This is a genomic window from Halolamina sp. (genome assembly GCF_036626355.1).
Classification (GTDB): Archaea; Halobacteriota; Halobacteria; order Halobacteriales; family Haloferacaceae; genus Halolamina.
The window spans coordinates 23,629-44,945 of the sequence record NZ_JAZKRY010000006.1 but is presented as its reverse complement, the minus strand read 5'-3'; the positions used below and the strand labels follow the sequence as shown (position 1 = coordinate 44,945).

20 protein-coding genes and 2 pseudogenes are annotated in these 21,317 nt (G+C 66.0%); 11 read left to right on the top strand and 11 right to left on the bottom strand.

Going from position 1 to position 21,317, the window contains the following annotated elements:
* Positions 1–169: 169 nt before the first annotated feature.
* The 3 genes and pseudogenes from V5A38_RS01875 to V5A38_RS01865 all read left to right on the top strand — a co-directional run bounded on the left by V5A38_RS01875 (position 170) and on the right by V5A38_RS01865 (position 1,797).
* Positions 170–397 carry a hypothetical protein gene (locus V5A38_RS01875; RefSeq protein ID WP_332324046.1) on the top strand — a complete coding sequence of 76 codons (228 nt, stop codon included), beginning with the start codon at positions 170–172 and terminating at the stop codon, positions 395–397.
* Positions 390–1,432, top strand: a pseudogene (locus tag V5A38_RS01870) (ammonium transporter). The gene V5A38_RS01875 and the pseudogene V5A38_RS01870 overlap by 8 nt, the downstream one beginning before the upstream one ends.
* A gap of 2 nt (positions 1,433–1,434) precedes the next feature.
* Entirely contained in the window at positions 1,435–1,797 is a 363-nt protein-coding gene (locus V5A38_RS01865; RefSeq protein WP_332324045.1) for a P-II family nitrogen regulator, read from the top strand.
* 39 nt (positions 1,798–1,836) lie between these two features.
* On the opposite strand, the gene V5A38_RS01860 is transcribed toward V5A38_RS01865, so the two are convergent.
* From V5A38_RS01860 to V5A38_RS01835, 6 genes are all read right to left on the bottom strand, one after another.
* Positions 1,837–2,271, bottom strand: a complete 435-nt coding sequence (locus V5A38_RS01860) for an NUDIX domain-containing protein (RefSeq protein ID WP_332324044.1) — start codon at positions 2,269–2,271, stop codon at positions 1,837–1,839.
* 92 nt (positions 2,272–2,363) lie between these two features.
* On the bottom strand, positions 2,364–2,771 hold the full coding sequence (locus V5A38_RS01855) for a universal stress protein (RefSeq protein WP_332324056.1): 408 nt from the start codon (positions 2,769–2,771) through the stop codon (positions 2,364–2,366).
* A 91-nt stretch (positions 2,772–2,862) separates the two neighbouring features.
* Entirely contained in the window at positions 2,863–3,009 is a 147-nt protein-coding gene (locus V5A38_RS01850; RefSeq protein ID WP_332324055.1) for a rubrerythrin-like domain-containing protein, read from the bottom strand.
* Between the two features lie 261 nt (positions 3,010–3,270).
* Complete coding sequence (gene aspS, locus V5A38_RS01845) at positions 3,271–4,578, bottom strand: aspartate--tRNA(Asn) ligase (RefSeq protein WP_332324043.1); 1,308 nt, start codon at positions 4,576–4,578, stop codon at positions 3,271–3,273.
* Between the two features lie 138 nt (positions 4,579–4,716).
* On the bottom strand, positions 4,717–5,421 hold the full coding sequence (locus tag V5A38_RS01840; protein WP_332324042.1) for a phosphoglycerol geranylgeranyltransferase: 705 nt from the start codon (positions 5,419–5,421) through the stop codon (positions 4,717–4,719).
* 86 nt (positions 5,422–5,507) lie between these two features.
* A complete protein-coding gene (locus tag V5A38_RS01835; protein WP_332324041.1) occupies positions 5,508–5,717 on the bottom strand; it encodes a hypothetical protein in 210 nt (69 codons plus the stop codon).
* A gap of 87 nt (positions 5,718–5,804) precedes the next feature.
* Between V5A38_RS01835 and V5A38_RS01830 the strand changes: the two genes are divergently transcribed.
* From V5A38_RS01830 to V5A38_RS01815, 4 genes are read left to right on the top strand one after another with little or no spacing between them, the layout of a single operon-like run.
* Positions 5,805–7,349 (top strand): MoxR family ATPase, encoded by a 1,545-nt coding sequence (locus tag V5A38_RS01830; RefSeq protein WP_332324040.1) that lies wholly within the window; start codon positions 5,805–5,807, stop codon positions 7,347–7,349.
* Positions 7,346–8,686, top strand: coding sequence for a hypothetical protein (locus V5A38_RS01825; RefSeq protein WP_332324039.1), 1,341 nt, complete (start codon positions 7,346–7,348; stop codon positions 8,684–8,686). Before V5A38_RS01830 ends, V5A38_RS01825 begins: the two co-directional genes overlap by 4 nt.
* A 37-nt stretch (positions 8,687–8,723) precedes the next feature.
* On the top strand, positions 8,724–8,969 hold the full coding sequence (locus V5A38_RS01820) for a DUF433 domain-containing protein (protein ID WP_332324038.1): 246 nt from the start codon (positions 8,724–8,726) through the stop codon (positions 8,967–8,969).
* Positions 8,966–9,295 (top strand): DUF5615 family PIN-like protein, encoded by a 330-nt coding sequence (locus V5A38_RS01815; RefSeq protein WP_332324037.1) that lies wholly within the window; start codon positions 8,966–8,968, stop codon positions 9,293–9,295. The genes V5A38_RS01820 and V5A38_RS01815 overlap by 4 nt, the downstream gene beginning before the upstream one ends.
* A gap of 52 nt (positions 9,296–9,347) precedes the next feature.
* Here V5A38_RS01815 and V5A38_RS01810 read toward each other — a convergent pair whose 3' ends face one another.
* Positions 9,348–11,861 (bottom strand): DNA topoisomerase I, encoded by a 2,514-nt coding sequence (locus V5A38_RS01810; RefSeq protein ID WP_332324036.1) that lies wholly within the window; start codon positions 11,859–11,861, stop codon positions 9,348–9,350.
* A gap of 174 nt (positions 11,862–12,035) precedes the next feature.
* Between V5A38_RS01810 and V5A38_RS01805 the strand changes: the two genes are divergently transcribed.
* Both V5A38_RS01805 and V5A38_RS01800 read left to right on the top strand, forming a co-directional pair.
* On the top strand, positions 12,036–12,443 hold the full coding sequence (locus V5A38_RS01805) for a plastocyanin/azurin family copper-binding protein (protein ID WP_332324035.1): 408 nt from the start codon (positions 12,036–12,038) through the stop codon (positions 12,441–12,443).
* A 62-nt stretch (positions 12,444–12,505) separates the two neighbouring features.
* The gene (locus V5A38_RS01800) at positions 12,506–13,249 is read left to right on the top strand and encodes a creatininase family protein (RefSeq protein WP_332324034.1); all 744 of its coding nucleotides are present in this window, start codon (positions 12,506–12,508) and stop codon (positions 13,247–13,249) included.
* A gap of 201 nt (positions 13,250–13,450) precedes the next feature.
* On the opposite strand, the gene V5A38_RS01795 is transcribed toward V5A38_RS01800, so the two are convergent.
* Both V5A38_RS01795 and V5A38_RS01790 read right to left on the bottom strand, forming a co-directional pair.
* The gene (locus tag V5A38_RS01795) at positions 13,451–13,696 is read right to left on the bottom strand and encodes a hypothetical protein (RefSeq protein ID WP_332324033.1); all 246 of its coding nucleotides are present in this window, start codon (positions 13,694–13,696) and stop codon (positions 13,451–13,453) included.
* A 73-nt stretch (positions 13,697–13,769) separates the two neighbouring features.
* Complete coding sequence (locus V5A38_RS01790; protein WP_332324032.1) at positions 13,770–15,563, bottom strand: S9 family peptidase; 1,794 nt, start codon at positions 15,561–15,563, stop codon at positions 13,770–13,772.
* A gap of 396 nt (positions 15,564–15,959) precedes the next feature.
* On the opposite strand from V5A38_RS01790, the gene V5A38_RS01785 reads away from it, so the two are divergent.
* The gene (locus V5A38_RS01785; RefSeq protein ID WP_332324031.1) at positions 15,960–17,363 is read left to right on the top strand and encodes an MATE family efflux transporter; all 1,404 of its coding nucleotides are present in this window, start codon (positions 15,960–15,962) and stop codon (positions 17,361–17,363) included.
* 307 nt (positions 17,364–17,670) lie between these two features.
* Here the strand turns inward: V5A38_RS01785 and V5A38_RS01780 are convergent, their stop codons facing one another.
* Entirely contained in the window at positions 17,671–18,909 is a 1,239-nt protein-coding gene (locus V5A38_RS01780; protein WP_332324030.1) for a PLP-dependent aspartate aminotransferase family protein, read from the bottom strand.
* 88 nt (positions 18,910–18,997) lie between these two features.
* Entirely contained in the window at positions 18,998–20,485 is a 1,488-nt protein-coding gene (gene gatB / locus V5A38_RS01775; RefSeq protein ID WP_332324029.1) for an Asp-tRNA(Asn)/Glu-tRNA(Gln) amidotransferase subunit GatB, read from the bottom strand.
* A gap of 125 nt (positions 20,486–20,610) precedes the next feature.
* On the opposite strand from gatB, the pseudogene V5A38_RS14610 reads away from it, so the two are divergent.
* Positions 20,611–21,186 (top strand): annotated as a pseudogene (locus V5A38_RS14610) (hypothetical protein); the annotation flags it as partial.
* Between the last annotated feature and the right edge of the window lie 131 nt (positions 21,187–21,317).

Below are 21,317 nucleotides of genomic sequence, written 5' to 3'. Positions count from 1 at the left end.
TATGGATGAACGAACGGATTTCGAGTCAGTTACTGTCGTTATCGGCAGTAGTTCGGCGTATTTCATAACAAACTGTACTAAAATCGATGATAACTGAAACACCTTCCCCCTCGAATAGCGGCGACGATTGGGCCGAAGGCCGCGACCACAGGCCGGTCGAAGGTGACGCATGAACTCGGACAACGACGCACCCGATACGTCGACCGACGCATCGCCAGTCGAGCACACCGACTCGGGGGACGACGCGGCCACGCGGCCGGGGCCGTCGCCCATTGACGACCGGTACGGGACGCTGGAACTCGGTGACGAGACAGTCGTGGTGCACGACCGCGAGAGCCCCGGCGCGTGGCTCGAGAGCGACCGTGCAGTCCCGGTCGGGGGTGGACTGGATGGTTGACCTGAGCGCCCTCGCCAGCGGCATCAACACCGTCTGGGTGCTCACCGTCTCCTTCCTCATCTTCTTCATGCAGCCGGGGTTCGCACTGCTGGAGGCCGGGCAGGTGCGGGCCAAGAACGTCGCGAACGTGCTGATGAAGAACCTGATGGACTGGGGGATTGGCGTCATCGTCTACTTCGTCGTCGGTCTCGGCATCGCCGGCATCGCCGGGACGCTGACGGCGACGGGGTCGGGGTCGGCTATCAGGACTTCGCGGGCGCGACGGTGGTCCACATGCTCGGCGGTCTGGCCGGCCTCGTGGGCGCGTGGGTCGTCGGGCCGCGGAAGGGCCGGTTCGACGACGACGGCGGGAGTCAACCGATTCCGGGCCACTCCATCACCTTCGTCGTGCTCGGGACGTTCATCCTCGCGTTCGGCTGGTACGGGTTCAACGTCGGGACGCAGGCGACGGTGCTCGCCGTCGAGGACGGCGCACTCGCGTTCAACGGTGCCGCGCTGATGACGGCCTACACCGACGGGAGCCCCGACCCGCTGTTCACCGCGAACGGGTTGCTGGCGGGTCTCGTTGCCGTCACGGGCGCTGTCCCGCACGTCACGTGGTTCGGTGGGCTGGCGCTCGGCCTCATCGGTGGCATCCAAACCCCGCTGGTCTACCGCTGGGTCGTCGAGGAACTCAACGTCGACGACGTCTGCGGCGTCTTTGCGGTCCACGGGAGCGCGGGCGCTATCGGGACGTTCCTCATTCCCGCCTTCGCCGTTGCCGGCTTCTCGGCGGTGCAGTTGGCGATGCAGGCGCTCGGCATCCTCGTCATCGGCACCTGGACCGTGGTGACCACGTTCCTCGTGTTCAAACTCGCCGCCGCGACGGTCGGCCTTCGCGTGAGCGACGAGGAGGAGTCGCTGGGGCTCGACCGTTCGGAGCACGGCGTCACGGCCTACCCCGAGTTCGTGGAGACCGGAAGCCGGTCCGAGGAACGCGGGACTCCCGTGGCGACCGACGGCGGCGACGTCACCTCGGATTCGGGGGGTGAGTAACGATGGGAAGCTACACCGACAGCGACATCGAGATGATCGTCGCCGTCATCCACCCCGACAGGCTGACCGACGCGAAGAAGGCGCTGTCGGCGGTCGGCGCGTCCTCCCTGACGGTCACCAACGTCAGCGGACGCGGGAGCCAACCGCCCAAGACCAGCCAGTGGCGGGGCGAGAAGTACACCGTGGATCTGCACGAGAAGGTAAAAATCGAGTGCGTCGTCGCCGACGTGCCCGCCGAGGACGTCGTCGAGGCGCTTCGGGACGCCGCACACACGGGCGAACCCGGGGATGGGAAGGTGTTCGTCCTGCCGGTGGCCGAGGCGGTCCAGGTCAGGACCGGGGAGAGCGGCGTCGACGCCGTCTGAGCCGCGGTTCCCTTCGCCGCTCCCTTTTCCGACCGACAGTTACGCGTCGCCGCAGTCGACGAGGCCGACGTACTCGTCGGCTTCGAGCGCGAACTCCGCCATCGGCGGGACCGGGACCCAGGAGAACTCGAACTCGGTGCCGGACTCCTCGCCCCGTCCCGAAACGACGTGGGTCCACTCGTCCCGTGGCTCGTAGACGTTCGCGTGGAAGAAGTGGCGGACGTACCGCTCCGGTGGCTGGTCGCGACGAGTCCACACGTCCGTCGTCAGGTGCTCGAACTCGCCGAACGTCGCCACCCCCGTCTCCTCGACGGCCTCGCGTATCGCGGCGTCACGGGCATCCTCGGCGGGTTCGACCGTCCCCTTCGGAATCTGAAAGCCCTCGTGGTCGGGGCCGCGGAAGACGAGCAGTTCCTCCTCGTTCCGGGTGATGTAGGCGTACGACTTCTCGACGAACCTCTCCTGAGCCGACATACCTCACGCTGGGTAATCTCCTTGAAAAGGATACCCGCAAAGGTGTTTTAGGACGTATAAGGTCCCCCAGCCCTCGCCGTCACGCGTGAACGTCACCGGCAGGGCGCGTTCAACAGGACGTGCTGGGCGGTCCTGCCGAACACGACTTTCCCCGCCGGCGTGCGTTTGGGTCTTCCGATGACGAGGTGGTCGGCGTTTACCTCGTCGGCGACGGCGACGATGGTCTCGCCGACGAACTCGCTCACCCGCCCGTCGACGGTGAGGGTCATCCCCACCGACAACTGGTCGGTTATCGCCCGGACCGCTTTTGAGCGACCGGCCACCGCTGTCGCTGCCCCGCCGCTGGAGCCGTTGGCCCCGATACCCTCGGCTCCCGTGTCGACCGACGACGGCGAGAGAACCCGCAGGACGCGGACCTCAGTCGACGCTCTGTGTCCGCCCTCGACCACCGTTGCGAGACTGTCGAGACGGCTCAGGTCGCTTCTGCCGACGGGGAGCAGGATCGTCTGCTCCGTCCCCGACGGCTAGGCGTCGCTCTGTTGTGTGTTCAGTTCGTCCATCCGGCCACTCCGTGGGTGCGCATCCTCGTGGTCACTCGCGCGGGACGGCGATGTTGCGGAGCGAGCCGTCGCATTCGGGGCAGGCGGTCGGACGGCTACTCGCGGCTGTTCTGCTGAGACACGACCCGCATTCGTAGAGCTTCTCGTCCGCGGCGTCGTTTGGTGCGTGGGGTATCATCACACGCATAATCCGAATTTCCAGAGTTGTAAGCGCGCCCCTAATACCCCTTAAACACATCCAAAGACCTGAACCAGCCGTTCTGTGGGCCAGGTCTGATCGAAGGCTCTCGGCGAGAATCGATGGAGGGGGCTATCCGTCGCTCCGTGGCGGACCAAGCGTGGAAAAACCGAGGGACGGTTCAGCATGAGCGTTCGCTTACGGGAACGCGAGGAACTTGCTCCGCTCGTTCCTCTGGCTCCCGCTCGCCGCGGGCGCCTCTCAGGGCGAGAGTCGCTGTCTGTCTCGCGGGAAGACGACGGCCTCTCGGATGTTCTCGAGGCCGAGCATCGTCATCACGACCCGCTCGGCGCCCATCCCCCAGCCGGCGTGGGGCGGCATGCCGTATTTGAACATCTTCGTGTAGTAGTCGAACTGCTCGGGATCGAGGCCCTGCTGCTCGAACCCCTCGACAAGCTCCTCGTAGCGGTGTTCACGCTGGCCGCCGGAGACGAGCTCCATCCGCGGGTGCATCATGTCGAACCCGGTCGAGAGACTGTCGTCGTCCTCCTGGTCCATGATGTAGAACGGCTTCACGTGGCTTGGCCAGCCCGTGATGAAGTAGAACGTGCCCACGTCGTCGCCGAGGGCGCGCTCGGCCTCGGTGCTGAGGTCGTCGCCGAACACGAGCTGCGTGTCGAGTACGCCCGTCGCGTTGACGCGCTCGATGGCCTCCTCGTAGGTGAGCCGGGGGAACTCACCCTCGGGCACGCCGAACTCTTCTTCCTCGAAGCCGAGGGCGTCGAGTTGCTCCGTGCAGTTCTCGCCGACGGCGCCGTAGGCCGCGCGGATGATGTCCTCGGCGGCGTCCATCGCCTCGTGCTGGTCGGCGAAGGCCGCCTCGAAGTCGATGGATGTCGCCTCGTTCAGGTGCCGGGGCGTGTTGTGCTCCTCGGCGCGGAAGATCGGGCCGATCTCGAAGACGCGCTCGAGGCCGGAGCCGGCCAGCAGCTGCTTGAACAGTTGCGGGCTCTGGTTCATGAACGCCTCCTGGCCGAAGTAGGTGATGGGGAACAGCTCGGTGCCGCCCTCGGTCCCCGTGGCGACGATCTTCGGCGTGTTGATCTCCGTACAGTCCATCGAGCGGAACTCCTCGCGCACGGCCCGCAGCACCTCGGCGCGGATCTCGAAGACGGCCTTGACCTCGGGCTTGCGGAGGTCGAGCGTCCGGTTGTCCAGCCGGGTCGGCAGCTCGGCGTCGACCTTGCCGGAGGGGTCGAGCGGGAGCTCCGGGTCGGCCTCGGAGATGACTTCCATCTCCTCGGGGACGAGTTCGAAGCCGGTCGGGGCGCGGGGCTCCTCCTTCACGTCGCCGGAGACGGAGACGACTGACTCGCGGTGGACGCCCAGCCCGGTGTCGACCAGTTCCTCGTCCATCTCGTCTTTCTCCAGCTTGATCTGGAGTTTGCCCGAGCGGTCCCGGAGGATGAGGAAGGCGATGCCGCCGAGGTCGCGGATCTCGTGGACCCAGCCGGCCACGGTGGCCGACTCGCCAGCGTCCACGTCTGCCGCGTAGGTTCGGTCCTGCATGGCTGGCGGTTCGCTCGCGCCGTCTTTAAACGCCCCGTTTCCGGGGCGAGCGGGGAGCCTGCCGGCTGATGCACTCCTCGGTGGTGTGGGTGATGGTCACGTCGAACATCGGTCCGGGTGGCCTCCCACCTGGCGCGCTCAGTTGGCGTCCTTCGCGCCCTCGACGGTCTCCCGCACGGCCTCGCAGCCCTCGTCGTGGAGCAGGTCGCCGACGACGATAACGTCGGCGTGGCTGCCCATCTCGCGGGCACTCTCGTAATCGTGGATGCCGCCGCCGTAGAACAGGGTGGCGTCGTCCAGCGCCTTGTTGGCGGCGGCGACCGTCTCGATATCCCCGTAGGTGCCGGAGTACTCCACGTAGACGATCTCCTGGCCGAACATGTGCTCGGCGACGCGGGCGTAGGCGGCCACGTCGTCGGCGGCCAGGTCGCAGTCGGCATCGGTGTACTCGGCGACGGAGGCCGCCGGGTTGAGCACGATGTACGCCTCCGTACGCGTGCGCTCCCAGTCGAGCTCGCCGTCGATGCGAGCCCACTCCTTGTGGGCGCCGGTGATCCAGAACGGGTCGCCTGCGTTGAGTACGGTGGGCACCAGATAGCCGTCGAGGGCGTCGTGCTCGATGACGACGGCAGGGTTGGACGGCTCCTGATAGATGGGAATATCGTGGGCGGCGCAGGCGCTGACGACCGCCGCCATCTTCTCGGCGGTCATTCCGCGCGTGCCGCCGATCTCGAGTGCGTCCGTGCCCGTCGCGGCGACGTCGTCGAACGTCTCGCCCGCCAGTAGCTCCTTATCGGGGTCCACCTTGAGCACGTGGTCCCACTCAGTCCACGGACCGGTCATGGGGTCTGAGTGGTCGGTCCGGGGGTAAAAAGGGCGCGAACCGTTCCGGGGCGTCTCGACGAGTTCTCGTTGAGTCGGTTTCGGACTTACAGCTTTGCTCCCATCTCTCTGGCACGGTTCGCGGCGTCGTCACGGCTTTCGACGTCGGCCATCGCGACCCAACCAACCCGCTTATCGAAGCAACAATCGTCACATTCGTAGTAGACGGTCCACCCTGTGGCCTCGGCCTTCAGCCCGTACCAGAGCCGGGAGCCACAGGTCGGACACTCCGCCCAGTCGTGCCGTCGCAGATGCATCGCCGGTTCTCCTCGCCCGATCGTACCTCAATTCCGGGGTCCGTCGGCGTGTGGGTTTTTGTACCCACCACGGGGAACGTGTGGGCAATGGGATACGGCGGGCCGGAGATCTACCGGGCACCGTTTGGCAATCAGGCGGCACAGGAGAACTTCGAGCGGACGGTTCTGGAAGGCGTTGACGTGGACACTATCGATACCGACACTGAGCGAGAGTTGACCGGTGAGAGGACCCGACTCTGGGGAACGAAGGAATCTGTCGAAGGGTCGTGGAAACACGTCGAGGAGGGCGATTTCCTCATCTTCTACCGCGACGGAGCCTACGAGTACGGCGCGGAAGTGCTCGGTACCGAGCGCAACGAGGCGCTTGGCAGGGAGATCTGGCCCAACCACGAGGAGGGATCTCCCTGGATCTGCATCATCTACCTCGACGAACCTGTCGAGTTGGGCGTCGATTCCGCGGAGATTCACGATCTGGCCGGTTACAACATGACCCACACGATGGGGTTCAGCCCGCTGAACGAGATGGGTATCGGCGGGATACGCGGGCGGTGGGGGTCCGTCGAGGAGTTCATCTACGGCGACTCGGAGGGCAGCGATGAACCGACGCCGGAGGTGGATATCCGGACCAGTCCAGAAGTCCGAGTTCCGGAGCCGGTGCTCTCAGACCTGTATTTCCCGGGGGACCAGGCTACGGAGATCCTCGACCAGGTTAACTCGGCGCTCAACGCCGACAAACACGTCGTCTTCACCGGGCCGCCCGGAACTGGGAAGACCGAAATCGCCCGACGAGTCTCCCAGTATCTCGTCGACAGTCACGGCGACATCTACTCCGGTTCCGAGATGACGACGGCGACCGCCGACTGGTCCACCTTCGAAACCGTCGGCGGCTACATGCCCGAGGAGAACGGCGACGGCGACCTGGCGTTCAACCCGGGACAGGTGCTCAGGCGGTTCAAGCGCGACGGGGTCCAGCAGAACGAACCACTGGTTATCGACGAGATCAACCGGGCGGATATCGATAAATCGTTCGGCCAGCTGTTCACGCTGCTCTCCGGGCACGGGGTACAGCTTCCGTTCACGCGTGATGGGACGGAGATCGAGATTCACCCCGCTGGCGAGTTCGAAGGAACGCTGGAGCCCCACCAGTACGTCATGCCGACCTCGTGGCGACTGTTCGCGACGATGAACAGCTACGACAAGACTGCGCTCTACGAGATGTCCTACGCGTTCATGCGTCGGTTCGCGTTCGTCCACGTCGACGCGCCCACTATCCCGGAGGGTGAGGAAGCCGCGCTGACTCGGCGATACGCCGAGGTGTGGGGTATCGAGGCCGACGACGACCTGCTCGAAGACCTCGGTCGCATCTGGCGGATCACCAACAGCACCATCGACGGCCGGAAGCTCGGCCCCGCAGTGGTGAAAGATATGCTCGGCCACGTCGACGGCTCCAGACTCCCCAGTGACGCGGCACTCACTCGCGCGGTGACGGACTACATCTTCCCGCAGTTGGAGGGCGTTGCACGTCGTGAGGCAATCGTCTCGGAACTCGCTGAGCTGGAGTGTCTCGACCGGGATCGGCTGGTTAGCTTGGCCCGCGATATGCTGCAGGTTCGCCTCTCTGGACAGCGATGAAGCGCGAGCAGCTGGTCGAGGGGCTCTCACAGGATATCCTCGCGTACGTGATGCACGGCTCCTTCCCCGAACAACACGTCGTCGAGGAACTGGAGCCCGAGGGAATCGACGGGCGATTCGAGGATTACGAGAGCCTGATTCGGCTCCACTTCGTGCTCCGCCCCGACGTGGTCGAGTTCGTCGAGCGGCTCCCGCGGCGACTTCGCAGCATCGAGACGGCGACGGAGAACGTCGCAAACAGGTCTCGTGGACAGGTCGATGGCCGGATCAACTGGCCGAAGACGGTCAAACAGCGCTACTCCCGGAACCCGAACGACCGCTCGGTGTTCGTCTATGAGAGCCGGTCGGAGAACTACGACACCGACCAGAACGTCGTGTTGAAACGACTCCTCGCGCTGATTCACCGGACGCTCGCGGACTGTGCGGAGCTGTTCGAGCGCGGCTACGACTGGGTGACCGAGCGCTGGCAGGAGAAGCTCGAACTGGTCGACCAGCTACGGAGCATCTTCGAGCGGAACGTCCACGTCACGCGGATTCGGAATCCAGCGGAGTACGAGCCGACAGACAGAATGCTCCAGCGGGCGGCGTCGTCACGGAGCGAACTCTACCGCGAGGCGGCGGAGCTGCTCGAGACGTACCGACGCAACTTGGCTGCAGACGAGGAGGCTATCGCGGACCTACTCCGGGAGACGGCGATCACGCCAGACGACGAGGAGACGCTGCTGGAACTCTACGTGCTGTTCCGCTACGTCTCGACGGTCGAGGAACTCAGTGACCAGCGCTTCCGGCTCCAGACCATCGAATCCGGCTCGCAGGAGGTCGCGCGGATGGAGCGAGGCGACCAAGAGGTCGTGCTCTACCACGACAACTCGGCGCGGGAACGTGGACTCTCCTTCGTCCCGGAGGAGTTCGAGCGCCCGCAAGCGGAGCTTTCCCGGGCCGGCCTCGTCCAGCGCGAGGCGCAATCGGTCGCCGAGTCCTACTTCCAGGACCGCGAACTCCGGCTCTCGACCGGCAGACCTGACGTCATCGTTCTGGAGGTCCGGAGCGAGGAGGAGCGACAGTATCTGGTGACGGAGGTGAAGAACTCGACCAGCTACGACACCGTTCGCTCGGGGATCAAGGAGACGCTGGAGTACCTCGCCTTTCTCCGGCAGGACGGGGACCTGGTGTTCGAAGACGGTACGCCGTTCGGCACGGGCTGGAACGGTGTCCTCGTGATCCAGGACATCGAGGGCGAGGAGACGGCCGATCTGGACGATCAGGAGTCCATCCGGATTCTCCAGGCCTCCGAAGTGGAAGGGAACCTCCGACGCGTGCTCGAAAACGTACTGTGAGCCGAGGCTTAAGGACCAGAACGCCCAAAGGCCACGTATGACCGAAATCGTGCACGACACCGAACACAGCGATGGGGCGCCGACCATCGGCGACACAGGCATCCGGGTCGCGAACGTCGCTGGCGCCTACGAGTACAACGGCTACTCACCCGACGAGATCGCCGATTTCTACCCGGCGCTGACACTAGAGGATATCCACACCGCTATCGCGTACTTCTACGGCCATCCCGAGGAGTTCGAAACGACGCCAGCGACCGGCGGCGATGACGGGACGCCGGCGTGATCTACGCCGACGAGAACGTCTGGCAGCCGGTGGTCGACGGACTTCGCCGGCGCGGCTGGGACGTGACGAATGCGAACGAGGAAGGGACACTCGGCTACACTGACCGGGAACACCTCCACTACGCGGCAGACCGAGAATGGACGATTCTGACGTTCGACGACGATTTTCTCCGGCTCGTCGAGAGTGGTGAGTTCGGGGACGACCACGCTGGTGTCGTCTTCATCGCGCAGGACCGTCGCGACGTGGGGACGCTCGTGCGGCGAATTCACGCCGCGCTGGAACGGAACGGTGATCGTGATTTGACTGGTGAGGTAGTGTACGCATGATTTCCACAGTTTTCCCCTGACCGGCTCCTCCGACCGCAAAAAAAACCGCGTCTCAGTCCGCTTTCGCCTGCCAGTCCCGAACCGTCCCGGCACCGACACCATCCACACCCGCTGCAAGCTCCTCGGGGTCGGCCTGCTTCAGCCCCTCGATGTCCTCGATACCCACACTCTCTAGTTTCTCGGCCGTCTTCTCCCCAATCCCCTCGACGGTTTCCAGCTCCGACCCGACATCGCGGGCCTGGAACTCCCGGTAGTTACAGATTGGACAGCCGAGCTGCCAGGGCTCGTCGTCGTCGCCGCTGTGGACCACCAGATGCGGCAGGTCGTGCTCGTCACAGAGCTCGTCGGTCACCTCGATCTCGCCGCGGCGGGGGAGCGGCAGCGAGTAGTCACAGTCGGGGTAGCGCGTACAACCCACGAGCCGGGAGCCAGAGCGGAGCTGTTTGACCGCCAGCTCGCCCCCCTCTTCCTCATTGCACTCCGGACACTCACCGATAATCCGGTCCTCCTCAGCGTCGGCCTCCTCGGCCTTGCAGAGCGGGCAGCCGTGGACGAACGTTTTCCGCCCGGCGAGCATCTTCACGTGATTGAGGCCGTGCTCTTGGCACTCCTCGTCCAGGATGAGCGGCTTCCCCGTCGAGGGCAGCGGCAGCGTGTACTCACAATCGGGGTAGCCGTCACAGCCGACGAAGTAGCTGCCGTAGCGGGATTTCCGCACCAGCAGGTCCTCGCCACACTCCGGGCAGGGGCCGAGGATCTTGTCGGCCTTCATTGAGTTCCGGAGGTGGTCGCCGACCTCCTCCCGGGAGTCGGTGAGGTCCTCGAACACCCGGCCGAGGAGCTCGCGGGACTCCTCGGTCACCTCGTCGAACCCCTTCTCGCCGTCGGCGATGGCCCGCATATCCTCCTCCAACTGTGCGGTCATCTGCTCGCTGACGATGAGGTCCGCGAACTCCTCGGCGGCCTCGACGACCGCGTGGGCCAACTGCGTGGGCCGTGGCGGGTCGCTCTCGACGTAGTTGCGGTCGTAGAGCTTCTCGATGGTATTATGGCGGGTAGATTTTGTTCCCACCCCCATGGACTCCATCGTCTCGATGAGCCGCGACTGGCCGTAGCGCCGCGGCGGCTGGGTCTCCTTGGCGTCGAGGTGGCTCTCGCTCACCGCGAGTTCGTCGCCGGTCTCTACGTCAGGCACGATCGTCTCGTCCGCGGAGGAGTAGGGGTAGACGGAGTGGTAGCCCGCAGAGAGCAGCCGTTTGCCGTTAGCCTTGAGCGAGAGTCCGCGCCCGCCGCCCGAGGGGAGCGGCGACTCGCCCGCGATGCCGGCGACAACGCGCAGGTGCTCCCACGTTGCCGCGGGCGCACACGTCGCGAAGAACCGCCGGACGACGAGTTCGAACACCTCCCACTCGTCGTCGTCCAGGTCCGTCGGCATCTCGCCGGTCGGATGGATCGGCGGGTGGTCGGTCGTCTCCTCGTCGCCCTCGGTGGGCTCGATCTCGTCCTGGTCGAGCAGTTCCTCGACGGATTCGCCGAAGAACGTCTTTCGGAACGATTCGAGCAGCTCCTCGGGCTCTAAGTCCTCCGGGTAGACCGTGTTGTCGGTCCGCGGGTAGGTGATGTAGCCGGCGGTGTAGAGCTCCTCGGCGATACTCATCGCGCGCTGGGCGGAGTAGCCGAGCCCGCTCGCCGCGCGAATGAACTGCGTGGTGTTGAACGGCGCCGGTGGCTCGTCGCTCCGCGTCCGGCGGTTCACTTCTTCCACAGTCGCGTCCTCCGCAGCCGCGAGCGACTCGTCGGTTGCCTCGGCGGCGGCCCCGTCCCAGACGCGCCGGGCCTCGTTGCCCTCCTCGTCGAGGTAGAAGTACTGCGCTTCGAACGCCCCCTCGTCACCGGTGAGGGTCGCGAACAGCTCCCAGTAGTCCTCCGGGTCGAACGCCTGGATCTCCCGCTCGCGGTCGACCAGCAGCTTTAGCGTCGGCCCCTGCACCCGGCCAACGGAGATGAAATCCTCGCCGAGCTGGCCCGCAGAGAGCGAGAGGAAGCGGGTCAGCGCCGCGCCCCAGACCAGATCGATGGTCTGGCGCGCCTCGCCGGCAGCCGCGAGGTCGAAGTCGATCGAGCCGGGGTTCTCGAACGCCTCGATCACCTCCCGGTCCGTGATCGAGGAGAACCGCGCGCGGTCGACCGGGACGTGTTCGTCGACCTCGCGGATGAGGTCGAACGCCTCCTTCCCGATGAGTTCGCCCTCGCGGTCGTAGTCCGTGGCGATGACCACGCGGTCGGCGTCGCGGGCCAGCCGGCGCAGCGCCGCGACGATGCCCTCCTGGGTGGGCTGGGTGTCGATCGGGGCGTCGATGAGCTCGTGGGGCTCGACGTCCCGCCAGTCGTCGTACTCCGGCGGGAAGTCGACGCCGACGACGTGGCCGGAGAGCCCGATGACCCGCGTGCCTCCCCAGCCGTAGACGTTGACGCCATTGACCCGCTCGGCGTCGGCGGTGCCGTCGCTGAGGATATCGGCGATGCGACGGGCCGCGTTGTCTTTCTCGGTGACGATGAGTTCCATTCGGTATCGGAGCTACGCCGCTCCCCGGCCTAAAAGTTTCGCGGTTCGCGCTCCCCGAATTCGCCTGCCAGCGCGGGCCTGCGCCTGCCTGTGCGGGCGTCCGAGCACGCGCACAACCCACGTGGGCCCGTCGGAATCCGGAACACAGTTGCCCGCGCGTCGTCGTCCTTCCCTATGACCCGGACGACCCCCCCTACTCGGCGCTCGCTGCTGCGGAAAAGCGGCGCCGCGCTCGCAGCGCTCTCGACAGCGGGCTGTCTCGGCGGCGATACCGAGAAGAACGAGTTCGACGGTCCGGTGGTCATCGTCGGCCCGAACGCGAGGAACGTCTTCTCACCCGGTACCGACGAGCCGCTCACCATCGAGGCCGGCACCCGCGTCCAGTGGGACTGGCGCTCGGCCAACCACAACATCAGGGTTGACGAACAGCCCGACGCCGCCGACTGGCAGGGGACGGAGGGCTCCGCCATCTATCACTCCGGCCACACGCACGAACACACCTTCGAGGTAACCGGCGAGTACCACTACGTCTGCGTGCCCCACGAGGGGCTGGGAATGGTGGCGGACCTCGTCGTCGAGTAGCCGCTGGGCCGATAGCTTCCGCTTCCCGTAGCTCTATGCCCGAACCCACCACAGCCATGGGCATGCCCGAGACCGATGCCGACCTGATGACGATGAGCTGGGAGGACGCCGAGGACGCATTCGCGGACGCCGACGCCGCCTTACTCGGTACCGGCAGCGTCGAACAGCACTCGATCCACCTCCCCCTCTCCGTCGACACGCTGCGCGCCGAGCATCTGACCGAGAAACTCGTCGACGCCGCCGGCGACCACGGGATGCAGTTCGTCCGGCTTCCGACGCTCCCGTACGGCGAGTCCGAGCACCACATGAACTTCGGGGGCACGGTCACGCTCTCGCCGGATACCTACCAGGACGTCGTCGTCGACATCGCCGGGAGCCTCTCCCGGCACGGCGTCGACCGGCTGGTCATCGTCAACTGCCACGGCGGCAACCTGGACCCGCTGAGTCTGGCTGCCGACCGCATCGTCCGGGACCACGGCGTCGCAACCCACATCATCAACTGGACGGATTTCGCCCGCGACCGGCTGGAGGACGAGTTCGGCGACGACTGGGGCCATGCCGGTGACCACGAGACGAGCGTCATCGAGCATTTCCGTCCCGACCTGGTCAAGCAGGAGAAGAAGGAACCGCAGACAACCAAGGAGTACCCCGAGACCCGTTCCTACGCCTACTTCGACGAGCTAACCGAACAGGGCGGGCTGGGGGACCCGACCAACTCCGACCCCGAGTTCATGGGCGACGTCGTCGAGGAGGCCACTGACGACATTCTGGAGGCGCTCACTGAGGATATCGAGGCGGGCTGGTAAGCTCGCGCTGTGACGCCGGCGTCGGCGCCCCCAGGGACGGTCAACTTTCGATGCTCCCGAAAGAGCAGGTCGAACTGCTGGGTTGGCGTCGTCGTTCGGCAGTTGGTCGGTCGCCGGCGGCTTCGATGGTGAGCCGCTAGTGGACGGCGACATGGCCAGCTCTGGACCCTCGAGAACGCACGATAATCTGCGGGTGAGCACTCAGAACCGGCGGTAGATGCGCACCCCAATCAGCAGGAGCAGGCTGAACACCGCGATTCCCCCGCCGACGAAGCGTAGCGAGGGGAGCGCGCCGCCGGTGAGCGCGGTGTAGGCCGCCAGCGCGACGTAGCCGGCCACCATCGCGGCGACGAACAGCAGGGCGAGCAGCAGCGCGGCGCGCTTCGTCGTCTCCGAGAGCGCCACGGCTTCGTAGTGATTACTGCGAGTCTGTCCCGCCGTGACCATCCGTGTCGGTGATGGGAGCCCTTGAACCGGCGGCGTTCGACACCGTCGATGACATTATTCGCAGTAATCACTATCAGACGTGCTCGTCGAGGAACGTCGAGATGCGCTCGAACTCCTCGATGAGGTTGTCGCGGTCGGTCGTGTGGTGCCCCTCGTCCTCGAAGATGCAGGTCTCGACCGGGATTCCGCGCTTCTCGACGGCCTCGGCGATCTGTTCGGCCTCGCTCACGGGCACCCGCGGGTCGTTCGCGCCGTGCTGGATGAACAGCGGGCATTGGATCTTCTCGACGTTGTGGATCGGCGAGATGCGCTCCAGCAGCTCCGGGGTATCCAGGCTGCCGTACTCGGCGGCGCGGTGCTCACGCCGCCACTCCCCGGTGTTCTCGAGGAACGTCTCGAAGTCGGCAATGCCGACGAAATCGATCGCGGCGGCCCAGAGATCGGGGTACTCCGTGATCGCCGAGAGTACCATGAAGCCGCCGTAGGAGCGTCCATAGACGACCAATCGGTCGGTGTCGGCGGCCGGCTGGTCCGCCAGCCACTCGGTTGCGTAGTTGATGTCTTTCACCGAGTCGAGGCGCTTTTCCTTGTCGTCGAGATGGGTGTACGCCTTCCCGTAGCCCGAGGAGCCCCGGACGTTCGGCTCCAGCACGGCGTAGCCCTGGTTCAGGAAGTACTGCTTGGTCGGGTAGAACCACGGGCGGCGCTGGTGTTCGGGGCCGCCGTGAATGTCGACCATCACCGGCACCTGCTCGTCGTCATCCGGCTCGACCCCCGCGGGGAGCGTCCAGTACGCCGGAATCTCCCGTCCGTCGAACGTCTCGTAGCGGATGGTCTCCGACTGCAGGAACCGGTCCTCGGGGATGCCGAGCGTGCCGGGCGTGGTCCAGCGCTCAGTTTCACCCGAGGTCACGTCGGCGACGTAGATGGAGTAGGGGTGGTCGTCGGCGCTGAACGTGACGGCCAGGCGCTCCGCGTCCGGCCCGAGTTCGACGTCGGCGACGACGCCATCCGGCAGGTCGACCGCTGCGGTGTCGACGATGTCTCCCTCGCGTAGTGTGCCGACCGTGGCCTCGGTGTAGCCGTCGACGTTCACTGTGTACCCGACCCGGCCCGTGTCGTCGTCGAGGACGAGCGAGTCGACGTTCCACTCCTCGGGCCCCGCCTCGATACGCTCGACCGAGCCGTTCTCGATGCGGCCGACGTACGCCGTTTCTTCGGTGTAGTCCGTGACGGCGTAGAGCCCACCGTTGGGTCCGTAGCTGACGTGGCCGTAGCGGGCCTCCTCGTCCGGGTCGGTGGCCTGCTCGATCTCGCCAGAGTCGATATCCAGACGGTAGAGCACTTGGTCGGCACTGGAGTTCGACTCCTGGAGCACCAGCGCATCGCCGTCGGGGTGCCAGGCGGCGACGCCGACGAAGCCGCCGGGGCCTTCCCAGAGCAGGTCTGCTTCCTCGGCGTCGCGGTCCTGGACGTACACGTCGAACGTGTCGGTCTGCCGGCGGTTGGCGGCGAAGGCGAACTGCTCGCCCTCGGGCCCCCAGCCGCCCCAGAGATGTTTGGCATCGGGCTCTTCGGTCAGCGGCAGCTCCTCGCCGGTGTCCAGGTCGTAGCGATAGAGCTGGTCGCGTTCGTTGCTCCCCTCGTCCATCCCGAACACGAGTTCGTCGTGGCTGGGCGAGCCGTCGACGAACGACACCCGTTCGGAGTGGGCGGTGAGGCGTTCGGGCCACTCGCCTGCGGCGTCGAGACGATACACCTGCGGCGTGCCGGTCGTGTCCGCGAGGAACGCCAGGTTACCGTCGGGGGTGAACGTCGGCGTGTCGGTGCTGTCGATACTGAGGTAGCGTTCGACTCCGTGGCTCATGGTCAGGTGGTGTTCCGGTTCGGGGAAAAGGATTCAGGCCCGGGCCGGCTGTGCCGGTATGGAATTTTGGCGGACTGGTTGCCGGCTGGTGTCGGAGCAGCAACTTCGGGAACGCTTCTGTCTATGCCACCCCTACGACAGTGTTCTCGTTCTCGTCGCGTATCGGCAACAGCAACGGCGTCTCGAAGCGTGGACAATTGCACAGCACCGCCATCCGACCGCACCGCCCACACATCTCCAGCCGATTCGGTCCCTCGCGCTCCCTCGTCCCCGCGCTGGTCCCTCCCCAGGGTGCTCCTGGTTCGCGCCACCGCGACCGCAGGACGAACGGCCAAGAACCCCCACAACCCGACCGCAACGGCGGGGTTTATCCGGAAAGGTATCTTCCTCTGAGATGTGAGCGGAAGCGACTCGCGCGTGGATATGACCACGGGAGCGGTGACGCCGAAGCTGTTCTCGCTAGCGTGGCCGCTCGTCCTCGGGAACATCGTCCAGACGATGTACAATCTCGCAGACATGTTCTGGGTCGGTCGGGTGAACGCCGAGGCGGTCGCCGCCGTCTCGCTGATGTTCCCCACCGGCTGGATGTTCGTCTCGGTGGCGATGGGAATCACCGCCGCCGCAGTCGCACTGGTTTCCCAGTACGTCGGCGCCGGCGAGGATCGCAAAGCCGACCACGCCGTCGCCCAGACGGTGTTGCTGACGGTGGCTGTCGGTCTCGCGCTCGCCGCCATCGGGTATCTCGTTCGCTACCCGCTCGTGACGCTCATCGGCGCACAGGGGCAGGTGTTCGATTACTCGTTGGATTATCTCGAGCCGATTCTGGCGGCGATTCCCTTCACGTTCCTCTTTTTCGCGTTCCGCGCGGTGCTGCGCGCGGCGGGCGACGTGCGCACGGCGATGTGGCTTGTCGTCGTCTCGGCGGGCATCAACGTACTGCTCGACCCGTTCCTCATCCTCGGCTGGGGGCCGTTCCCGGTGATGGGGGTCCGCGGTGCAGGGATCGCGACGCTCATCTCCCGCGTGCTCGTCGCGCTCGTCGGGTTCTACGTCCTGCTCGACGGCAGTTGGGGGGTCAAACTCCACATAGCGGACCTCAAACCCGACCCGGAGGTGCTGACCAAGCTGGTCCGTATCGGCGTCCCCGGCACGGCTGACGGCCTCGCGCGTTCGTTCGCCGCCGTCTTCTTCGCCGCGCTGGTCGCTCGGTTCGGCCCCGTCGCCACCGCAGCATACGGAATCGGCATCCGGCTGATGTCCGTCTCCTGGACTGTCTCCGGCGCTGTGGGGCAGGCGACGGCCACCGGTGTGGGCCAGAACCTCGGCGCCGACACGCCCGAGCGCGCCGAGGAGGTGGCGTGGAAGGCGACCGGTGCGACGATGGTGTTCCTTTTCGCCGCGGGCGCGCTCGCCTTTGTTTTCCCCGCCGTGGCGATCGATATCTTCGTCGACGACGCTGCCGTCATCCAGGCCGGGGTGGAGCTGCTGCGCATCATCGCGCCGTTCTGGGCGTTCATGGGCGGGCTGATGGTGCTCCAGGGCGGCTTCCGTGGCGCCGGCCAGACCAAGCAGGCGATGGCGCTCTCGTTGGCCTCGCGCTGGCTGTTCCGCATCCCTGTGGCGTGGCTGCTGGCCTACTACTGGGCCTGGGATGCCAACGGGCTCTGGTGGGCGATGGCGTTCTCGGGCGTCATCACGTTCGTCATCGGTGCCGCCTGGTTCAGGCTGGGCCGGTGGCAGAAGGGTGTGCTCGACCGGGGCCAAACGGAGGAAGCGGCCTCTGCGGTAGCCGAGGACTGACCCCGGGACCGATCCTCACCAGAGAGCAGCCGTTCTCGGCCGGTCCGGAGCCCGAAGTACGGTCCCGAGCCTCGGCAACGTCGACGAACGCTCCCGGGCTGCCGGCCACTACGAGGCCGATACCGTTCGCCGCCTGCCCCCGAGCGGCCGCCCCGGCGTTCGCAGACGCCGTTTCGGTCACGGCCAACAGCGTGCTCACCGAGGCGGTCGACGACTCGATACGGCCTGCGCTCCGGCGAAATCGGGAACGACGACGAGCGACGGCGTTCAGGCGGAAAGGCGCTCTTCGCGGGCCGGCTGAGCCGGCTCAGTCGTCGGCCGACGGCCGGTGCTCGGCGAACTCGCCCATCGCCGCGAACCCGCGCTCCAGATCTGCCAGCAGATCCTCGACGGCCTCGACGCCGACGGACATCCGGACGAGCGTGTCCGTAATGCCCAGCTTCTCGCGTTCCGCTTTCGGAATGGGCTCGTGGGTCATCCCGGCGGGCAGCTCCACGAGGGACTCGACGCCGCCGAGCGACACCGCGAGCGTGAACGTCGTGAGCGCCTCGAGAAACGCCGCGGCGTCGTCCATGTCGCCGTCGAGCTCGAAGGAGAGCATCCCGCCGTAGCCCGCCATCTGCTGGCTCGCGAGCTCGTGCTGGGGGTGGCTCTCCAGCCCGGGGTAGTGGACCGTTTCGACCTTCGGGTGCTCGTCGAGGAACCTCGCGATCTCGCGGGCGTTGGCCTCGTGCTGGCGCATCCGCATCGGGAGCGTCTTCATCCCGCGGAGGGTGAGGTAGGCGTCGAACGGTGCCATTGTGTTCCCCAGTAGCACGCGCTGTAGGTGGTAACACTCCGCCGCGAGGTCGTCGTCGTCCAGCACGAGCGCACCGCCGATGGAGTCGGAGTGGCCGTTGAGATACTTCGTCGTGCTGTGGGCAACGATATCCGCACCCAACTCCAGCGGTCTCTGGAGAAACGGCGAGGGGAAGGTGTTGTCGACAGCCAGCAGCGCGTCGCCCGCGTCGGCGACATCGGCGATGGCAGCGAGGTCACAGCACCGCAACAGCGGATTCGTCGGCGTCTCCATGTACACCAGCGCCGTCTCGCGTCGCATCGCGTCGGCGACGTTTCCGGCGTCGGTGGCGTCGACGAACGACACGTCGACGGTTAATCGGTCGCGGAATAGCGTTTCGAGCATCCGCCGGGTGCCGGCGTAGAGGTCGTCGAAGGCGACGACGTGGTCACCCGGTGTCAGCGTCGCGAAAAACAGCGTCGAGATGGCGGCGGTGCCCGAGGCGAATGCGAGCCCGTGGGCGCCGTCCTCCAGCGCCGCCAGCCGCTTCTCGGCGGCGTGGCGCGTCGGGTTCGAAAGCCGGCCATAGAGGAATTCGCCGGCGTCGGGGTCGGCCTCGTCGAGTTTGAACTCCTCGTCGATGCCGGGAACGGCGTACGTCGAGCTCAGGTGGATCGGCGAGACCACGTCGCCGACCTCCGAACTCGCCGGATCCTCGCCCCACGAGACAGCCCGAGTTGCAAAGCGGTGATCGTCACGGTCTCCCATACCTCACGCTCGGTGTGATTTCCGAATAAACCTTGTCGTAGCGCGGTAATACGGCAGTCTCCGAAAAATTACTACTGTGCATGATCGGTCAGGACGCCAGCTCCTCACGAAGGAGCTGGTTCACCGTTCCGGGGTCGGCGGAGCCGCCGGTCTTGGCCATCACCTGACCGACCAGGAAGTTGAGCGCACCGCCCTCACCGGCGTGGTAATCTTCGACGGCCTCGGGGTTCTCCTCGATGGCCTCGGTCACGGCCTGCTCGACTTCGCCGCCGGAGGCTTTCCCCAACCCTTCGGCCTCGATGACCTCGTGTGGCGACTCGCCGTCGTCGAGCATCTGCCGGAGGATGACCTCCTCGGCGTTCTTCGTGGTCACCTCGTCCTCGGCGACGAGCCGGACCAGCTCCTCGAACTCGTCGAGGCGGGCTGTGATGTCGGCGACGGTCATGTCGCGGTAGTTGAGCTCGCCCAGCAGGTTGTCGGCGACCCACGTCGCGGCGAGACCGGGATCGAACTCCTCGGCCACCTCCTCGTAGAGGTCGGCGACGGCTTTCCGGGAGGTGAGCTTCGAGGCCGCCTCCTCGCTCCGGTCGTACTCGGCCTGGAACCGCTCGCGGCGGGCGTCGGGGAGTTCGGGGATGGGGATGCGCTCTTTCCAGTCGGCGACCTGGAGTGGCGGGAGGTCGGCTTCGCGGAAGTAGCGGTAATCCTTCTCGGCCTCCTTCGAGCGCATCGAGACGGTGACGCCGCGGCTCTCGTCCCAGTGACGGGTCTCCTGCTCGACGGCACGACCACGCTGGACCGCGTTGCGCTGCCGGGTCACCTCGTAGGCCAGCGCATCCTCGGCGGCCCTGTGGCTGGAGATGTTCTTCACCTCCGTCCGGTTGGCGTTCTCGAGCACCGCCTCGCTGATCTCCCCGCCCTCGGAAACGTCGGCGGCGGCGACTATCGAGATGTTGGCGTCGACGCGGAGGCTGCCGTCACGGGTGGCGTCGAAGACGCCGAGATACTCGAGCACCTCCTCCAGTTTGGCGAGGAACGCCCGGGTCTCGGCCGGTGAGCGGAAGTCGGGCCTGGTGACGATCTCCATCAGCGGCGTGCCCGCGCGGTTGTAGTTCACCAGCGTGTAGTCGGCGGTGTCGATGTTGCCCCCCTCGTGCTGGAGACTGCCCGGGTCCTCCTCCAGGTGTGCGCGCCGGATGCCGATACTGCGGCGCTCGCCCTCGACGCGGAGTTCCAGTTCCCCGTCGGCACAGATCGGGGCGTCGTACTGGGTGAGCTGGAACCCCTTCGGAAGATCGGGGTAGAAGTAGTTCTTCCGGTGGAACGTCGTCTCCTCGGGGATATCCGCCGAGAGCGCCTTCCCGATCTTCACCGCCGACTCAACGGCGGCCTCGTTGAGTACCGGGAGCGCGCCGGGCAGTCCGAGACAGACCGGGCAGGTGCGGGTGTTAGGCTCCTCGTTCTCGGTGGCCGTCGTCGAACAGTTGCAGAAGATCTTCGTCTCGGTCTCCAACTGGACGTGGACCTCCAGTCCGATGACGGCCGCGAGTTCGCGGTCCTGGAGCGTCTGGCTCATTAACTGTGGATTCCGCCGGTTCGTGGTTAAGCGTGTCGGGAACGGTTCCGTCGTGTGACCCACCGGTCGTCTCGAAGCTGCCAGCTGGAGCGAACGTTTATCCCCCCACCGCTTTCCTGCGGGCCATGAGCGAGACCACCTACGACATCGCGGGTATCGACCTCGACGACGACTCCTACACCGTTGTTCAAGGGTGGCTCCGGAACACGTTCAAAGCGACGGACAGCGACGGTAGCGTGGCGCCGCGCGGGAAACAGAAGATCGTGAAGCTGAACGAGCAGTTCCCGCTCACCGACGGCGAGGGCAACGACGTGTTCGAGGTCAAGGCCGGCGGCATCGTGGACGTGGCCGGCAACTACGTGCTGACCGACACCCAGACGGGCCAGGACCTCGTCGTTCCGGATAACGACTACTCGGTTCTCCAGGACAGGTGGACGATTCGTGATGCCGAGACGGAGGCGAAACTCGCGGAGATTACCTCCCGCGGCGCGTTCACGACGCTGTTTCGGAACGTGCTCTCGTTCGGCCACTGGATCCCCCACAAGTACGAGATAACGGACCTCGATGACGACCACGTCGGGAGCATCGAGGGCCGCTTCTCGTTCCGGGATACCTACGACGTCTCTGTTGATGACGCGAGCGACGTGCCGACCGAACCAGTCATCGCCGCCGCGATGGTGATCGACGCCATCCAGGGCAACCGAGCAGCCACGCGACAGCTTCGCTATCGTTATATTCGGTTTATCGAGTCGGGTTATTTTCGTCTGACGCTACCGTGGCTTTATATCGGTGGACGCGGTATCCCGCCCATGAGCAACCGGGTGGAGGACCT

Bases quoted from the DNA above. Each gene is read 5' to 3' on its own strand.
- V5A38_RS01875 (WP_332324046.1), top strand. From the start codon at position 170: ATGAACTCGGACAACGACGCACCCGATACGTCGACCGACGCATCGCCA.
- V5A38_RS01865 (WP_332324045.1), top strand. From the start codon at position 1,435: ATGGGAAGCTACACCGACAGCGACATCGAGATGATCGTCGCCGTCATC.
- V5A38_RS01860 (WP_332324044.1), bottom strand. From the start codon at position 2,271: ATGTCGGCTCAGGAGAGGTTCGTCGAGAAGTCGTACGCCTACATCACC.
- V5A38_RS01850 (WP_332324055.1), bottom strand. From the start codon at position 3,009: ATGATACCCCACGCACCAAACGACGCCGCGGACGAGAAGCTCTACGAA.
- aspS (WP_332324043.1), bottom strand. From the start codon at position 4,578: ATGCAGGACCGAACCTACGCGGCAGACGTGGACGCTGGCGAGTCGGCC.
- V5A38_RS01840 (WP_332324042.1), bottom strand. From the start codon at position 5,421: ATGACCGGTCCGTGGACTGAGTGGGACCACGTGCTCAAGGTGGACCCC.
- V5A38_RS01835 (WP_332324041.1), bottom strand. From the start codon at position 5,717: ATGCATCTGCGACGGCACGACTGGGCGGAGTGTCCGACCTGTGGCTCC.
- V5A38_RS01830 (WP_332324040.1), top strand. From the start codon at position 5,805: ATGGGATACGGCGGGCCGGAGATCTACCGGGCACCGTTTGGCAATCAG.
- V5A38_RS01825 (WP_332324039.1), top strand. From the start codon at position 7,346: ATGAAGCGCGAGCAGCTGGTCGAGGGGCTCTCACAGGATATCCTCGCG.
- V5A38_RS01820 (WP_332324038.1), top strand. From the start codon at position 8,724: ATGACCGAAATCGTGCACGACACCGAACACAGCGATGGGGCGCCGACC.
- V5A38_RS01810 (WP_332324036.1), bottom strand. From the start codon at position 11,861: ATGGAACTCATCGTCACCGAGAAAGACAACGCGGCCCGTCGCATCGCC.
- V5A38_RS01805 (WP_332324035.1), top strand. From the start codon at position 12,036: ATGACCCGGACGACCCCCCCTACTCGGCGCTCGCTGCTGCGGAAAAGC.
- V5A38_RS01800 (WP_332324034.1), top strand. From the start codon at position 12,506: ATGCCCGAGACCGATGCCGACCTGATGACGATGAGCTGGGAGGACGCC.
- V5A38_RS01795 (WP_332324033.1), bottom strand. From the start codon at position 13,696: ATGGTCACGGCGGGACAGACTCGCAGTAATCACTACGAAGCCGTGGCG.
- V5A38_RS01790 (WP_332324032.1), bottom strand. From the start codon at position 15,563: ATGAGCCACGGAGTCGAACGCTACCTCAGTATCGACAGCACCGACACG.
- V5A38_RS01780 (WP_332324030.1), bottom strand. From the start codon at position 18,909: ATGGGAGACCGTGACGATCACCGCTTTGCAACTCGGGCTGTCTCGTGG.
- gatB (WP_332324029.1), bottom strand. From the start codon at position 20,485: ATGAGCCAGACGCTCCAGGACCGCGAACTCGCGGCCGTCATCGGACTG.